General features: G+C 61.4%; 16 protein-coding genes, 2 pseudogenes and 1 riboswitch. Of the genes and pseudogenes, 9 read left to right on the top strand and 9 right to left on the bottom strand.

Annotated features, from left to right (window positions below):
- Positions 1 to 219: 219 nt before the first annotated feature.
- Positions 220 to 1,500 (top strand): hypothetical protein, encoded by a 1,281-nt coding sequence (locus O6Y00_RS00405; RefSeq protein WP_353440700.1) that lies wholly within the window; start codon positions 220 to 222, stop codon positions 1,498 to 1,500.
- Positions 1,501 to 1,602: 102 nt separating this feature from the next.
- Complete coding sequence (locus O6Y00_RS00400; protein ID WP_353440699.1) at positions 1,603 to 2,781, top strand: hypothetical protein; 1,179 nt, start codon at positions 1,603 to 1,605, stop codon at positions 2,779 to 2,781.
- A 30-nt stretch (positions 2,782 to 2,811) separates the two neighbouring features.
- On the opposite strand, the gene O6Y00_RS00395 is transcribed toward O6Y00_RS00400, so the two are convergent.
- Positions 2,812 to 2,985 (bottom strand): hypothetical protein, encoded by a 174-nt coding sequence (locus O6Y00_RS00395; RefSeq protein WP_353440698.1) that lies wholly within the window; start codon positions 2,983 to 2,985, stop codon positions 2,812 to 2,814.
- A 302-nt stretch (positions 2,986 to 3,287) separates the two neighbouring features.
- On the opposite strand from O6Y00_RS00395, the gene O6Y00_RS00390 reads away from it, so the two are divergent.
- The gene (locus tag O6Y00_RS00390; protein WP_353440697.1) at positions 3,288 to 4,004 is read left to right on the top strand and encodes a hypothetical protein; all 717 of its coding nucleotides are present in this window, start codon (positions 3,288 to 3,290) and stop codon (positions 4,002 to 4,004) included.
- Complete coding sequence (locus O6Y00_RS00385) at positions 4,001 to 4,381, top strand: hypothetical protein (RefSeq protein WP_353440696.1); 381 nt, start codon at positions 4,001 to 4,003, stop codon at positions 4,379 to 4,381. Before O6Y00_RS00390 ends, O6Y00_RS00385 begins: the two co-directional genes overlap by 4 nt.
- A gap of 400 nt (positions 4,382 to 4,781) precedes the next feature.
- Here O6Y00_RS00385 and O6Y00_RS00380 read toward each other — a convergent pair whose 3' ends face one another.
- Positions 4,782 to 5,150: a hypothetical protein gene (locus O6Y00_RS00380; RefSeq protein WP_353440695.1), complete on the bottom strand. Its 369-nt coding sequence runs from the start codon at positions 5,148 to 5,150 to the stop codon at positions 4,782 to 4,784.
- 552 nt (positions 5,151 to 5,702) lie between these two features.
- Here O6Y00_RS00380 and O6Y00_RS00375 point away from each other — a divergent pair.
- The gene (locus O6Y00_RS00375) at positions 5,703 to 5,972 is read left to right on the top strand and encodes an HU family DNA-binding protein (protein WP_353440694.1); all 270 of its coding nucleotides are present in this window, start codon (positions 5,703 to 5,705) and stop codon (positions 5,970 to 5,972) included.
- Between the two features lie 270 nt (positions 5,973 to 6,242).
- Positions 6,243 to 6,521, top strand: a complete 279-nt coding sequence (locus O6Y00_RS00370; RefSeq protein ID WP_353440693.1) for a hypothetical protein — start codon at positions 6,243 to 6,245, stop codon at positions 6,519 to 6,521.
- 55 nt (positions 6,522 to 6,576) lie between these two features.
- On the opposite strand, the pseudogene O6Y00_RS00365 reads toward O6Y00_RS00370, so the two are convergent.
- From O6Y00_RS00365 to O6Y00_RS00345, 5 genes and pseudogenes are all read right to left on the bottom strand, one after another.
- Positions 6,577 to 7,124: pseudogene (locus tag O6Y00_RS00365) on the bottom strand (recombinase family protein).
- Positions 7,125 to 7,295: 171 nt separating this feature from the next.
- Positions 7,296 to 7,769, bottom strand: coding sequence for a sulfite exporter TauE/SafE family protein (locus tag O6Y00_RS00360; RefSeq protein ID WP_353440692.1), 474 nt, complete (start codon positions 7,767 to 7,769; stop codon positions 7,296 to 7,298).
- Positions 7,770 to 8,050: 281 nt separating this feature from the next.
- The gene (locus O6Y00_RS00355) at positions 8,051 to 8,308 is read right to left on the bottom strand and encodes a PepSY domain-containing protein (RefSeq protein WP_353440691.1); all 258 of its coding nucleotides are present in this window, start codon (positions 8,306 to 8,308) and stop codon (positions 8,051 to 8,053) included.
- Between the two features lie 78 nt (positions 8,309 to 8,386).
- Positions 8,387 to 8,770, bottom strand: coding sequence for a DUF190 domain-containing protein (locus O6Y00_RS00350; protein ID WP_353440690.1), 384 nt, complete (start codon positions 8,768 to 8,770; stop codon positions 8,387 to 8,389).
- Positions 8,771 to 8,796: 26 nt separating this feature from the next.
- Entirely contained in the window at positions 8,797 to 10,152 is a 1,356-nt protein-coding gene (locus tag O6Y00_RS00345) for a voltage-gated chloride channel family protein (protein WP_353440689.1), read from the bottom strand.
- 23 nt (positions 10,153 to 10,175) lie between these two features.
- Positions 10,176 to 10,252, bottom strand: a riboswitch (Fluoride riboswitch).
- Between the two features lie 749 nt (positions 10,253 to 11,001).
- Here O6Y00_RS00345 and O6Y00_RS00340 point away from each other — a divergent pair.
- Positions 11,002 to 11,421, top strand: coding sequence for a hypothetical protein (locus O6Y00_RS00340; protein WP_353440688.1), 420 nt, complete (start codon positions 11,002 to 11,004; stop codon positions 11,419 to 11,421).
- A gap of 246 nt (positions 11,422 to 11,667) precedes the next feature.
- Here O6Y00_RS00340 and O6Y00_RS00335 read toward each other — a convergent pair.
- Positions 11,668 to 12,471: pseudogene (locus tag O6Y00_RS00335) on the bottom strand (alpha/beta hydrolase); the annotation flags it as partial.
- Positions 12,472 to 12,802: 331 nt separating this feature from the next.
- Positions 12,803 to 13,537 carry a TetR/AcrR family transcriptional regulator gene (locus tag O6Y00_RS00330; RefSeq protein ID WP_353440687.1) on the bottom strand — a complete coding sequence of 245 codons (735 nt, stop codon included), beginning with the start codon at positions 13,535 to 13,537 and terminating at the stop codon, positions 12,803 to 12,805.
- Between the two features lie 45 nt (positions 13,538 to 13,582).
- On the opposite strand from O6Y00_RS00330, the gene O6Y00_RS00325 reads away from it, so the two are divergent.
- Positions 13,583 to 14,479, top strand: a complete 897-nt coding sequence (locus O6Y00_RS00325) for an SDR family oxidoreductase (protein ID WP_353440686.1) — start codon at positions 13,583 to 13,585, stop codon at positions 14,477 to 14,479.
- A 25-nt stretch (positions 14,480 to 14,504) separates the two neighbouring features.
- Positions 14,505 to 14,915, top strand: coding sequence for a VOC family protein (locus O6Y00_RS00320; RefSeq protein ID WP_353440685.1), 411 nt, complete (start codon positions 14,505 to 14,507; stop codon positions 14,913 to 14,915).
- Positions 14,916 to 15,073 lie beyond the last annotated feature (158 nt).

The raw sequence follows: 15,073 nt of genomic DNA, 5'->3' as shown, positions 1-15,073 counted from the left end.
GAAATTCTTAGCCATAACGATCTCGTTATGGATAACCATCGGTCTCAGTCTGAACCTGGGGGGCCACTTGCCGGGGCTCGCTGATCTCGATCGCCGCCTGTCGCGCAAGTTGGAGGCGGGGCGTGGCATTCAGCTCAGTGCCGACGACTTGAACCTGCTCGTCGAGACGGGCGCCTACGACGCGTTCCGAGGAGCCGTCGCCGACCATCAGAGGAAGCAATGCCTGCAACGAAGCGTGCCAAGCCGGTCTACCAGCGTGGGGGCTACAAGCTCTACCGTCGAGCCGACCGCGAAGCGTTCGAAATCGTCTGGTACGACGACGAGCGAAAGCGCGAGCGAAGCGCTAGTGCGCGCACAGAGGATGTCGCAGCCGCACGTGCTGCGCTCGATCGCCTCTACCTAGAACGCACGCGTGGAGACGCTTTCTGCCCGACCTGCGGCCAGCCCCGGGCCGCGGACGGGGTCTACGTCAGCGCGGCGATCGCGGATTATCTGACGCTGTCGGCCGATAAACCGTCCATCGACGCCATCAGGGCCAGGCTTCAGCATGTGCTGCTCTATCTGGTCGACAAGGACCTGGCGACGATCAAGTGCGACCGGATCGATGCGGCATGGGTGGAGCGCTTCCGCAAATGGCTCGCGGCCCGACCGATCGTATCGCCGACGGGAAAGACGCGGACGCGATCGCTCTCGACCGTCGAGAACAGCGTTCTCCAGCTCGCGGCGGCGATCAACGAATGCGGCGGGATCAAGGCACGGTTCAGGTCGCTGCAGCCCAAGGATGTGAACCGCACTCCGCAGTTCAGAGCCGACGTTCCGCAGCTGGCGGCGATGTTTCGGTACTGCCTCCAGCCGGACGCCCGTTCCGACAAGGAGATTGAGCGCCGGAAGCGCGAGCGAAGCGGGCTTCTCGCGTTCCTCAGGATCAGCGTGACGACCATGGCGCGCCCCGACGCCGCGCACGACGTCTCGACCGCCCCGGAACGCGGTCAATGGAACAGCGGACGCAGCGTACTCAATCTCAACCCCGTGGGACGACGACAGACCCGGAAGTACCGCGCCGTGGTTCCGGTCGGCGGACCGATGCATGCGATCCTCGATGCTACGACGGGAATGCTGGTCAGCGGGCAGTCGGTGAAGTCGGCGTGGGAGAGCATGGCGACCGCACTCGACCTGCCGAGTGACGGCGAAAGCGGAATGAAGCTTATCAGGCGTTCTGTGGCCAACCTCGTCAGAGCGGAACTGCCTCAGGAGGCTTGGGGGGAGCTCGAGATGTTTCTCGGCCACGCCAGGTTCGATGACGTGTCCGATCTCTACGCGCCTTTCAGTCCGGACTATCTCCGACGCGCCCTTGCCGCGATTGACGGGATCGTCGCCAGGATCGAGAGCTTGGTACCCGGCGCCTTCTTGATCGACGTGGGCCAGAGCGAACCAGCCGTCGACTTACGTCGCGTCCAGGCCTTCGCCTCGGGCAGAACTGGACCGAACCGCCCGGTGTAATGACGTCATCAATTACTGATCAACGCTACTCGTCTCGTCAGACGTCTTTGCCACAGGACACACCGATCTGATCATCAGTTAGCGCGCGGAAGGAAACTCGTCGTGGGAGCGAAGATTGCCGAAAGCCTCATCGCGGATATGCCGGCCAGCCGAGCTTGGTGGCGCCTGCGGGCTGCCGACGCCGATTCACTGGCGTCGCGAAGCGGCGGCTCGTCGGTCAGGTGGTCGAGAAATCGGATCGAATGGGTCGGCAAGCCTTGGGACGGCGCGTCGGCACTCCGCGTTGGAGAACACGCGGTGGCGGGCGGCGCCATCAAGCGATTGCTATCGCAACTGAAGCCGAAGATCGAGAAGCTTGACGTACCTTCCGTCAAGGCGCCGACCGCAGGTGACGTACGGGCATGCGTCGCTGGACTCGCTGAAGACGAGCGTCTCGCCATCGACGTGGATTTCGAAGATTTCATCTTGCCGATTGCCATCGCCGCAACCGCGTTTGACGGCCCCCCCGCCTCCCTGGGTTTTATAACCGAAGGGGTGCTGAGGCACGTCGAGGCAGCGGCACGGAACCGCGAGCCCATCGCACGACGCGAAGCAGCGTTGCGCCGCGCAGTGGAGGAGACCTCGAAGCGGATCGGCGCCGGATGTACGCCGCTATGGCTGCGCTTGGATCCCGCCGCCTTCGATGAACGACCCGATCCGCCTTTCTCCCGTCATTACAAGTTGGTGATGACGGTCCTCGACGACTCCCTTTCGTCATCGCCGAGTTTGCCGGACGCCGTCTGGACCGTTGCTGACATCCGGGATCATCAGCGGCTTCATGGTCATGCACAGCGGCGACGGAAAGCTGCGCTTTCCGCGTTTCGAAAATCCGGTTCTAGCGGAACGATGACCGAAACCTCTCTGGCACTCGTCCAGGCCCTCGCTCTCGATCCGTTCGAGACGTTGCAGTCCGCGCACGTTGCTCGAATTCGGGATCCGAGTGGTGCCCTGCACATCCGAAGATGGGGATGCACGAATTCCCTCAGCTGGATCGAGGGCGTGCTGCGGACGTCGATCCAGTTCCCTCAGGGTCAATATGACGACGGAGAGCTGACGATGTACGGCGACCATCCGGACTCGTTGGCTCTTGCGTGCGAAGGACGGCCGCTAACTGCGATCATGGACCATCCCGCCTTTGGCGCGCGTGACCTCATGGTTACGAGCGCTAGCTTCTCGGATGATGGGTTGTGTCTGTGCCACCCCAATCACGTGATACCCGTAGATGATGATGCAGTCGCCTGAACCATGGACGTTGAATGAAGTGACGGCTTTTTAGGCCATGACCAGGTGATGACGCGGTTTTGGGGGATCGGTCACATCATGAAATTTCATCGGGCTTGCCGAAGTCCAAGCGTCGTCGCGACCCGAGGCCTTGCCGAGGTCACGCATCCGCACGCCGGTCTCGGATCGGAACGTTTCCTGCCTGGACATCGCCCACTCGGTCATCGAAGCCCACCAAGCCGCAGATGACGGATTGATCAAGCTCACCATCTGGGCTTACAACCGTAGGGTTCGCGAGCACGCGGACCGAGGCGTGGAAACCTCGCTATTAGTTGCCGAACGCCCGGCCCGAACCAGTTTCGGCCGGGAGGCGGACGCGTATGTCCAAGGCCCCCGGGCCCAAAGGCGTCCGCGCTCGTCTAATAGCGAGTTTCCAACTTCCGGCTCACGGGCCGGCACCGCTTCGTCAACCGAAGCGGTGCCGCCGGCTATTCAGTCAACGGGCGCCGACGCGAGGGGAAACGCGCGTGGGTGAGATGAAAACGGATGCCCTTGGCCATTCTGGTGGCGACGCCGGACTGCACCGAGATCTGGGCAATTTGGCGACCGAAGGGGCCGAAGCGGTGAGCGCACGTGTAGCCGCCTCGGGCGGGCTGCGCAGTTGGTTGATCCAACCCCGCCGCATAGGCGGCACGACATATCACGGCCGATGCGTCATCGCTCGGGTACGGCACGTGACCTACCAGCAGCAATCGACCACACACGGACGTAGCGCCGGCGTCTTCGGACTTGCTAGCGACGGACGCGGTTTCGTGACCGGCGGCGGGGGCTTCGTCGATACGGATCACCGTGGCGTGATCAGCGTCGTTGTCGAAGACGAGGACGCACGCCACACGACGCACGAACTACCGTCGGAAATGGCCTTGCTCGAAGGCGGCATCCTGCGACTCGACTTGATCAACGATAGTCTCGTGAGTGCCGCCAACCTTACGGGACGCCAGGACGGCATCGTGCTTCTTGGTCCATCCGCGTTCATCGGCACTGCTTCGTTCACGAAGCTTCACGGCGTCCTGATGTTCGCAACGCTGCTCATGGCCGGCCAGATCCTGTCGCCGCACCCGATCGCTGGCTTGGCGATGACGGGAGCTTTCGCAACGCTGCCCCTCCTGCGCCTGCGTCGCATCCGAGAACTCAGGCATGAACGTCTCGAACTCAAGAACTACATGCTGGAGGTGATGTCATGATCCTATTTGCCATCGCCCTGCAGGCGGCGCCTCCGACGATCATAGATTGGCAGCCCTTCCCCATACAGCGAACGCCCGATGGCGGACTCTATGATCGGACATCGGCGACCCGGAGCGGCGACATCGTCAATACATGGATCAGGTTCGTCAACATGGAGCTGAAAGGCGTCAACGAGGCGGGTGAACAGACCGACTCTCACATGGAGGTCGATTGCCGGAAGCCCAGGATGAAGATGCTGGCGTTCCGGGTCGTTCGCCGCGACGGCACGATACTGAAGAGCACCGTCAGTGGCCCTTCGGAGCTCGGGTGGCATATTATGAGGATCGGAATGCGAGGCTACGACATCAGAGCAGGCATTTGCAGCCGAGTTCGATAGATACACGGCAGTGTACGACCTGCACCTCACCGCTAAGCGTCGAGCATCCGACGCGAGCACCGTCGGTCGGCTGACGTCGTTTACGGTGTTCCCGCAAATCCGCTTGGTCACCGTAGAGACCAATCGAATTATCCCAGAGGCGGCACGGTCGGCGCCTTCAGGCATGACACGGGACGGTAGCGTGTGGGCTAATGGATCCGCATTGGAACATTGAGAATGCTCACCGGCATTCGTTTGAGGGCACGGGCGCTGGCGACGGTCATCGTCACCGAGTAATCGGTGCGGTCGGCGGTCATGCCAATACCAACGCTGGTCACGTCCGCGTCTTCTCAAAAACGGGCGGCGGCAGCCAACTTCGCCCTTCGCGCGTCGTCACGTGAGTGCCTAGGACGCATAGCGACTAGCTCCAAAACCGTCTGCTTCCACCCTGCAATAGGTTAGCGTAGAGTTCCGCGAATACCGCGTAAACGGAACTGAAGTTAGTGAGAGCCACCCGGTTGGGAGTGTTTGCCGTGCTGCCGTAGAAGAGCATGCCGAGTCCAAACCCATCCTCGTCGCAGAGAAGCGATCCGCTATCGCCATTGGCCGCGAACACCGGCCGGCCGACCTCGACCTGAACCTGTATCTGGTTGTTGAAGCGACACACCATGGGCACGACGCGACTTACCGAGTACGTCATGTAGTCATCGCCCCCGACCGCGAAAACCCTCCCGCTCGTCACTCTGGCCTTCGATACCTTGTCCTTGAGGCGGAGTTCGCGTTGCGTCACGCCCCTCAGCCTGATGGCGTGATGGCGGCCAGCCCGCGGTTGGTTCCGATCGTGGAGGTGGAAACCAGATCCTCCGCGAGATGGGCGACGGCACAGTCGACCATGTTCGGACCCGATGTCATCAGAGGAACGACATGCCTCAGCGGCCCTGTGCGCACCCCGATCTTAATCCCGGCAACGGCACGCCCTGCAAGGGCGCGCCTGCTATGTCAGCGCTGCCATATGATCAAGGATGCAGCCGAGCATCGCTGGCAGCGCTCGTGGAACGGCTTTCGACTCCGCGATCCGCGATAACTATGAGGACTCCCGCCTCGCGCGCGAACGCACCGCCAGCAGCTAGATCGATGTTCCGGGCGCGCTCGCTTCGACCGCGAAGTTGGCGATCCGCACCCGCCCTAAGGTGGTCTCAGAACCTTCGGCGACACCGTGATCCGCGAGCTTATCTAGCATGAGGCGAAATGTTGCGACACTCCGTGTTGTCCAATACGGCCTTTGTCTCGCCGTTCGCCATGGCTAAGGTCCCGCCGGTGTTTCCAATGGAGAACGAAAAACATGAACGTAAGTGATTTGGCTAAAGGCGTCGCGGAAGCGACCGATTCGAACGAAGCCGACGCGAAGAAGGCGATCACTGCCGTATTCGACCAGATCGCGGCCGCAGCCGTGAGGGGCGAGGAGGTTTCGATTCCAGGGTTCGGCAAGTTCACCGTCAAGGACCGCCCGGAGCGCGAAGGCCGCAACCCCGGCACCGGTGAAGCGATCACAATTGCTGCTTCCAAGAAGGTTGCGTTCACGGCCGCCAAGGGGCTGAAAGACAAAATGTAAGAGGTGGGCGCCGACGAGTAACCTCGTCGACGCCAACCCCAAGGATATCTTCGCATGCGAACGGTATCGTATGGCGGCAGAGGAGGTCGACCTCGCGGTCACGTTTCGGTATCCGACCTCCTTATGAAAAGGACGAGAAATACCCCGTTGGTGACATCTTCCCGATCGGCAAGAAAACCCCGTTCTACGGCAACGCAATCGTGCAGGACGGTGCTGAGCGTAAACTTGGGCGGATGGAGTGGGGCGTGCAGGCGTAAGTGGCCAGCGCGCGTGATCCCTCGGTTAAGCCTACAAGTTCGTAACGAAAGTGCGAAATCTGAACTCAAGTTTCTCGCGCTCGATGCTGACGACGCCGGCACGCCGGTGCCCGGTACCCAGTTTTCGAAATACGGGCTGGCACTTGGCGACGGCAATAAGTCGCTGCACTGGAATGACGTACTCAGCCTTCCAATCTTTGCCTTTGCAGGGATCTGGCGTACGACCGAGCGCGGCAACGGCTATGGCTTTCTGACGACCGATCCGAACAATATTTGTAGATATCAGCGGTAATTGGCACGCTTCCGTCAGAGGTAAATGTCACCCTGCATCCGCCTTGTCTGCCCCCTCACTCGTCGAAAAACGAAAAGTAAAAGGTCGAGAGGCTGACTTGTAGCACCTTCGCGACCTTGGCGGGCTCGTCCCCCGCCAGCAGCTTGCGTGCCGTATCTACCTTGTCCGGCGTCAGCGCCGATTTCCGGCCACTGCCGATACCACCCTTCTTCCGAGCCGCAGCCAAACCGGCAATTGTTCGCTCCTTTATCAACTCGCGCTCCATTTCGGCAACGGAGGCGAGAATATTGAACAGTAGCCGTCCCGAGGCCGTGGACGTGCCGAAACCGTCCGTTAGTGTTCGGAGGTCGATCTTCCGTGCCGACAGGTCCGCAGCCAGCGTAATAAGGCCCTGGATCGAACGGCCGAGGCGATCGAATTTCCAACTACAATGCAATCGCGGGCACGCGCGAAGCGCAGGGCTTCCACTAACCCCGGCCGATCGGCTTTCGCGCCGCTTGCCTTATCGGTGAACAGCTTTTCGCACCCGGCTTTGTTCAGGGCGTCGGTTTGCAGCGCCAAGTCCTGATCGGCCGTCGAAACACGCGCATCGCCAATCAGAATCTTTCCCGTTTTCCCATCGAAATTGGCAATTTCGGGAATCTTAAATAGGGAACAGATTTTGGGAAAGCGAAACCCACAAGCGTCCGTCAGCGCGATCGAGGCGGCGAGGTTCCCGCCAGACGTTCCTTTTTGGGAAGGCCGGTTCAGCAGGGAGCTTCCGTTCCTACCCTGTCATCCCATAATGATCATCTCGACCGCGATCAGCGCGAGCAGGAACATCACGAACTGGCGGAAGCGTTCGACGGGTAGGCGCTTAATAAGCAATCGCCCTGCCCAAGTGCCGGCGATCATCGCTAGACCCATTGCGATTGCCAACGGCCAGAAGGCCGGCCCAAGGTCGATCGTCGCGCCGTAAACGACCGTTTTGGCACCATGCATCGCTATGGAGGCGACTGCATCGCTTGCGACATAAGCGAGCGGCGGAAGCCCAAGGCTTAGGAAGACCGCAGCACCGAGCGGTCCAGCGCTACCGACCAGCCCCGACAACAACCCGGTGACGCCGCCCCCGATCACCAGCACCCGGCGCGACGGCTTGAACGCGATCATGCCCGTTGCTTTCAGGATGACGAACAGCAGGATCGCAATGCCCACGATCCGGGCGACGAGTGCGGTCGGGAGCGACGCGAATGAGAGTGCGCCAAGCATCGAGAAGGGGAATGGCAGCGGAGAGGAACAGTAACACGGGACGCCAGCGGATATGCCGCCAGCCCATCCCGGCGCGCGCGCCGTTGCCAATGATCTGGACGATCGTCAGCAGCGGCACCGCCTCTGTCACGCCGACAACCTTGTCCAACAGCGGCAGCAACAGCAGTGCGCCGCCGAACCCGGCCGAGCCGGAAATCGCGGCAGCCGCGAAGGCGCCTACGATAAGCAGTACGTAGTCGATCATGCGGCGCTCGCCCCAATGGCGCGAGCGCCGCTATTGATCAGTCGTTGTCGTCCTTGTCGCGCGACACGATTTTGAAGTCCGCCGACAACTTCAGATCGTACAGGCCGCCCTTGCAGCGTGCGTTGTCGACCTCGTAACCACCATCGTCGCGCTCGATCTTGGTGGGGTTGGTGCAACCAGCGGCGCGAACCGCTTTCATCACCGAGGCGCGCTGTGCACGGGTGGGGGTGTCGTCGTCTGCAAGGGCCGGGGTCGCGATCGCAAACGTGGCCAACGCCGCAAGCAGCATCTTCATGTTGTCTCTCCCGTTGTATATCCGCGCCCAACGTCGGGCCGTTATGGCCGTTCCCGACTAACCCGGTAATCGGCAGTATCATCGGCCGTTCCAGGGCGTAACCGACCAGTGTTCCAACTGTTTGTAGACGATCACCTTGTCGCCGAGCAGATCACCGTGTCGTCGGCAGAACAGGTCAAGCTGGTCACGCTCGCCTACGAGTTCGACGCAGATCGTCAAATGCGGATCAGCTATTTCCGATCCATGCTCACGGATCGGGCCGTGGTTGCTGAATCCGTATTGCGTGTGTTGCGCAACGGCATTGATGATGCCGTCCGCTTTGGCCGTTTGGATCAGTTCCCGATAGAGCGGCTTGGCTCCCCATAGCGTGCGCAGGCTGCGCTGACCGATCCGGTCGGACGGCTTCATGTAGATGCGCAGCATCCCGATTTCGCAATGCTGGACGGTGAAACGATCGGACATGGGCAAACCTTCGATTGGTGCGGGGATCAGGGGCGGGTGCGGCGCGCGGCGCGGTGCGCCCGCGCCTCGCGAAGCGTCGCATTCGCGGTAAGGCCGGTTGTCGACACTTTCGGCACGGCAACGCGCTGCGACAGGTAGATGCCGTTGTGACCGGAGCAGAGGTAGGCGACGAAGCAGGCCACCGCGATCGGCACCGCATAGGCAGCGCCGAACAGTTCAATGCCCATGAAGGTGCAAGCGAGCGGTGTATTGGCTGCGCCTGCGAACAGCGCGACGAAGCCGATCGCGGCGAACACGCCGGTCGGCACACCGAACATAGGGGCGAGTGCATTGCCGAGCGCCGCGCCGATGAAAAACAGCGGCGTGACCTCGCCGCCCTTGAAGCCGGCGCTAAGGGTGACGACGGTGAAAAGCAGTTTGAGCGCCCAGCTCCACGGATGCGTGTCAGGGCCGAAGAAGCTGAAGATGGTCAGGCTGTCGGGCGTCGCCGCCAGCGTGCCGAGGCCGAGATAGTCGCGCGTGCCGAACAGGTAGACGAGCGCGATGACTGCGATACCGCCGATGACGGGGCGCAGCGGGCCATAGGGGACGATCCGCTTGAGCCACCCGCCGAGCGCGTGATTGGCTTCCGCAAAGGCGAGGCCGACCAGCCCGAACGCCACCCCGGCGATGCCGGCCTTGGCGACGAGCAGCGCATCGACCGGCACCAGCGCGTCGATCCGGTAGACGCCGTGGTGAATGCCCCAAGCGAGGCACGTCCAGTCGCCGACCAGCGCTGCGACCAGGCACGGCACCAGTGCGCGATATTCGACGCGTCCGATCGCCAGCACCTCCAGCGCGAACACCGCACCCGCGATCGGCGTGCCGAACACCGCGCCGAACCCGGCCGCGATGCCGCCCATCAGTAGGATGCGGGTGCCGTCTGCATCGAGCTTGAGCGCGCGACCAAAGCCGCTGGCGAGACTACCGCCCAACTGAACGGCGGTGCCTTCCCGGCCGGCCGAACCGCCGAACAGATGCGTCACCACTGTGCCGAAGAAGATCAGCGGTGCCATCCGCAACGGCACACCGCCGCCCGGTTCGTGGATTTGCTCAACAATGAGGTTGTTGCCGCCCTCCACCGAACGGCCGGTCAGATGGTAAAGCAGTCCAACCACAAAGCCGCCCACCGGCAGCAGGTAGAGCAGCCAAGGCGATGCGAACCGCAGGCGTGTGACCGCTTCGAGGCTCCATAGAAACGCGGCGCACAGCGTTCCGACGAGTGCGGCCATTGGCGCTAGGATCAGCGCCCAACGCATGACCGACACGGCATGATCGTGACGGTTGCGGACGAACGCCGCGACGTTCAACTCGGTAATGAGATTACGAAAGGTAGCTCGCACGATTCCTCCTTGCTGCCTTGCGGCGCTTGGTAGGAATCATCGGCCCTTGCGAGGGCGGTTCGGCCAAATAGCCCGGCGGAAATCCATCGCCGTTGCCGCGCATATGTCGTCCGACGGCAATTTCGTCAACGGTTGGGTCTAGTCAAATTTCTCGTTTCACCATCCTTTGCGAGAACACCAGACGCCCCGTCTGTGATGCAAAATCAAAAATTGCATCAATCCGGTGGGGCTATCGATTGGTCGGGAGCCGAGCATTTGCCGACATACTGGTCCTATGTCATCACAGTCGCCCAGCGGGAGGGTAGAGCGTGCCGGTGATGTTTTTCCAAGAGCTACTCGTAAGGACTTCTGCGGCACTTGCCGCTCAAGCTACCACGTTCCCTCCCCCCCCGCCGCCTCCCAGCTCTTTCGAGGCGCTTGAACCGCCTATGGGGGAACAGCACCTCGTTGTCAGGTGCGGGGTTGAGAATCTTGAGGTGCTATATCGTTGGCGGGATCGCAGTAACGAGGTGGTGTCGTTTAGGTTCTGGCGTAAGCCGCTCTCGGTGGAGGAGCTCGCGCGCTTGAACACTTGGTTGCGTGAGTTGCGCAGCCCAGCCGTCATCACGACGTGGTGCAACCCGTTCGGAGCCGACGTGATTTTCCAAGAAGCCTACACGAGGCTGTCGGGAGATCGAAAGCGCATCCGGATCAACTTCGCATACGGCCACCTCTCCCGCGTGAGTGCGTAGTCGCGCAATTCGGCACTACTGATGCAAGTCTAGCAAACATGCGATTGCCGCGAACACCCAATTACGACAGATTCCACGCGCCTAGTTCGGGAGATGTAAAATGCTAATAGCTTTTCTGATGCTGACCGTCGCTGCCGAGAAGCTGCACGTTATAGCCACCTTTAATACGACCCTGCCTAATCCCGATAAAATGGTAGCCCAGCAGATCGAAAAACCAGCCGATATTTCATCGGAGAATTTTGCCGCTCAGTTGGTCGAAGCAGAAGGCTTAATATCGTGGAACCCACAAGATCCGGTCGGTTCAAGGCCCGGTGCGATATTACCCTTCAAGGCTCGACACGCGGCTAATGGCCGTGAAGTCGTCGTCTACTTTTCCTACAACGCTAGGACTGTGTGCAAAATAAGTCGCGAACGGGGTGGATTTTCTAATGTTCATCAGAAGGCAATTCGGTGGTGCGCTACCTCGTTGGGTATCTCCCTGCCTGCCAAGCGTTCGCCAGTAGCGCCAACTACGCCATCGGTTGACGCAAAACTGTGAGGTTTGCGCCTCTACGCAAAGGACAGCCACGCCTTTGGGATACGCCCGACCGCCGATCCGATCACTAGAGAATGGCCGCGGCAGGTCAACAATGGTTGCTTAATATCGGCGTGTGATTCGGCTCCGTATCTAGCCGCTCCCTTCCTGGGGATGCGTCCGTTCCCAAAATTCGATTGATTCCGAGAACGCCGATGCTTTCTCGCCAGACTTCCCAGTTGAGAAAGCCAATGAACCGTGATGGCAGCGTCAGGTGGTGACCAGATCGGCGAGTATTCTAGGCTGCTCGTTATGCACAAAATGCCCGGCGTCCGGCACGGTGACCAACCTGCCACCGATCGCGACGATAGCTGCGATCTGTTCGGGGCTGGCGGCATGGTCCCCAGCTCCGCGCACAAGCAGCATAGTCCCCTTCCACTCCGCGACCCGCATCAGCATCGGTTCGTAGAAGTCGGGCGATTGCATCAATGCCATGCCAGGCACCTGCCCTTGTTCCCACCGCGCCTTCGGCAGGCCAGAACGTGTCGCCAGCCGCGACATCATCCCAAAATTCTTCCTCTGGGCTACGTAAAGTTCCTGCCGGCGTTCACCCAGCGCCGACAGCACCTTGCTCATAGACTCGACAAAACCCGGTCCGACCTTCGTCGCTGGATCGGCAAGCCGATTGACTGCCGACGCCGATGCCGGGTCTATGCCGTTCAATAATTGCGCGGCCGAGGCGGAAAGCCAGTGCAACGAACTTGCCGCGTCGTAGGCGGGGCATTCCAACGTCAGGCGAGTGACCCGGTCCGGGTAGGTCAGGGCATAGTGTAACGCGAGCATCCCGCCGAAGCTGTGTCCCACCACCTGCCAGCGATCGATTCCAAGCGTTACCCGCAGTGCCTCAAAATCGGCAACGATGGTGGCCACACTGATCTTGGCTGTCTTCGGAATCGGTTCCGAACGGAGCACCCCGCGCTGATCGACACTTATCAGTCGAACCCTGCCTGCGAGCGCGGGCTTCATGGCGTCCTCGAAATCCAGTGCGCCCGCCCCCGGCCCACCGTGCATGTAGACAACGACCGGCGCGTCCCTCGGGCCGCTCTGGTCGACTCATAACCGCGTTCCGTTGACCGAGATCAACGATCCGCTGCCAGGGGCGGCTGCAAGGTCTGCCGCCGTGTTGAATAGCGGGGCAGCGAATAGGCCAGCCACGACGTTACGTCTTCCGATCATCCACTGCTCCCCAAGCTACCGCCCCGCCCGCGGGCGCATGTTGCATCCGGAGCAGGGAGTTCTGTTAATAACAGAAGGTGCATTTTAGCGTAGCAGCGGGCTTCTTGGGAATTAATCGATCCCGGGATTGCGTGGGCCGTCTCGCTCGTCGTTCTTTTTTGGGAAGCCCTCAACCCTCGCTAGGTCTGGCAAGACGGTCGAGTAATTCGCTCAGCAACAGGCATTCGCCAGGCGTCAGCACCTTGCTGCTGCCAAGGTGGGCGCGCAGCCCTACCGCTAATGACGCGAGATCGGCATAGTCCTGGTCAGGTGATTTGGTGACGATAGATGCGATCACGCTGTCTCGTATGACGGACGAGAGCTGCGGGTCGCGTTCTGCCTCGGGGATCGCGAGCAAGGTTGTCACCGTGCCGATCCCGGCGGCGTGGATCAACGCTACCGCGCGTTCTACGGGCATCCGCAGCCGCGCTGCTCTAGCGATGCGTTCCACCCGCTCGCGCAGGATAGCGATGCCGGCGAGCATGGCTGGTGACTCGGAAGCGGGCGCACCCACCTCATTCATGATTGCGAAGGCAGCCGGATTGGCGAGGCCAAAAGTAACGTAGCTGTCCCACGCATTCGCCAAGTTCTGCACTGGATCGGGGTGTAGTGGCATCGCCTCCTTGTCGGCGATGAATGCGGCTTGCCCATGCTCTGCTACCGCGTTCAGCAGCCCCCGCTTGTCCCCGAACAGGCGATACAACGTAGGGGCCTGGATCGATGCCGCCGACGCCACGGCACGCGTCGTCAAAGCGGTGATGCCACCCGTGGCGATAAGCCTGGAAGCTGCTTCGAGAACACGCGTCCGAACGTCGTGCGTTTCCGGCTCGGTTTCCGTTCTCATCGCCACGTTGCCGATTACCATTGATGCGGCCTGACCGGTAGCAGTGATTGCACCAGATCCCTAACAATGATAACACTTTCCTGTTTCCATTGGAAAGGTTTGGTCATGATCATCGTCACGGGAGCAACGGGCCAGCTGGGCAGAGCTGTGGTTCGAAACCTGCTCCACCGTGTTTCTGCCGATCAGATTGCCGTCAGCGTGCGTGATGCCAGCAAGGCATCCGATCTGGCGGCACAGGGTGTCGAGGTCCGGGTCGGCGACTTCACCGATGTGGACGGCCTTGCGAGAGCATTCGCAAATGCCGATCAGGTCCTGATCGTTTCCGCCGACAAGCTGGGTGAGGACGCGCTGCGGCTCCATCGAAGCGCAATCCACGCCGCTCGGAGCGCGGGCGTCCGCCGCATCCTCTACACCAGCCACATGGGCGCGCGCGCCGGCTCGCCGTTCCTCCCCGCCGATCAGCACGCGGGAACCGAGGCGGAACTTGCCCAAAGCGATCTGGCATACACCTCGCTGCGCCACGGTTTCTATGCCGAAAGCTGCCTTCAGATGATCGGCGATGATCTGGCTAGCGGAGAACTGCGCGTCCCCGAGGACGGCCCGACAAGCTGGACGGCGCGTGCCGACCTTGCAGAAGGCGACGCAGCGATCCTCGTGGCCGACCGCGACTGGAACGGCATCACGCCGCCACTCACCGGCACCACGGCGATCACTATGGCGGAGATCGCCGTGATCGCTTCGAACGTGACCGGACGTGAGGTGCGCCACACCATCATTTCCGACGACGAATGGCGGAACGCCAGGATCGCAGCCGGCATGCCGTCCTTTTATGCCGACATCCTTCTGGGAGTGTTCCGGGCGGCACGTCGCGGCGACTTCGCCGCCACCGATCCGACCCTGGAGACGCTGCTCGGCCGGCCACCCCGCACGATGCGCGAAGTGCTTTCGACCGCAATCGCTTGAATCCCGAACGACAAGGACGCCAAGAATGACCGCACTTTCTTGCATCCACCACGTCGGCATCGTCGTCGAAAGCGTGGAAGCGAGCGCGACTTGGTATGTCGAGCACCTCGGCTTCGATCGGCTTTTCATCTTCGGCTGGTCGGGCGTGCAAGCAGCCTTCATCGGCCGTGGCGCCTTGAAACTCGAACTTTTCCAGAACAAAGAGGCGGCACCGATGGCCGCGACTCGACGCAGGGCCGAGACGAACCTGAAAATCGGTGGCATCAACCACTTCGCCATAGAGGTTCCCTATCTTGATGCGACGGTAGCGGCATTGGCGGCAACGGGTGTTGCGGTCGTCTCCCCGCCTCGCGAGGTTCCAAACAGCGGCGGCAGTCGCTTCGCCTTCATCCACGACAACGAGCAGATGCTGATAGAGCTTTACCAGCCCGCATGACGATAGGGCGGCCGGCTGACGGCCGGTCGCGGACTGCGTCAGACCGCGAGCCGTCTTCCTGTTCCAGCATCGATTTCCAGAGAGCCCGCGTGGCCTCGCTTGCCATCCGTTTCTGGGAATGATCGAACGGTCACTATTGCCCGTCATGGACGGTAGAA

Origin of the sequence: Sphingomonas faeni, assembly GCF_040407565.1 — a bacterium.
Taxonomy (GTDB): domain Bacteria; phylum Pseudomonadota; class Alphaproteobacteria; order Sphingomonadales; family Sphingomonadaceae; genus Sphingomonas; species Sphingomonas faeni_F.
The sequence above is the reverse complement of the archived record's forward strand: the minus strand, read 5'-3'. Positions and strand labels throughout refer to the sequence as shown.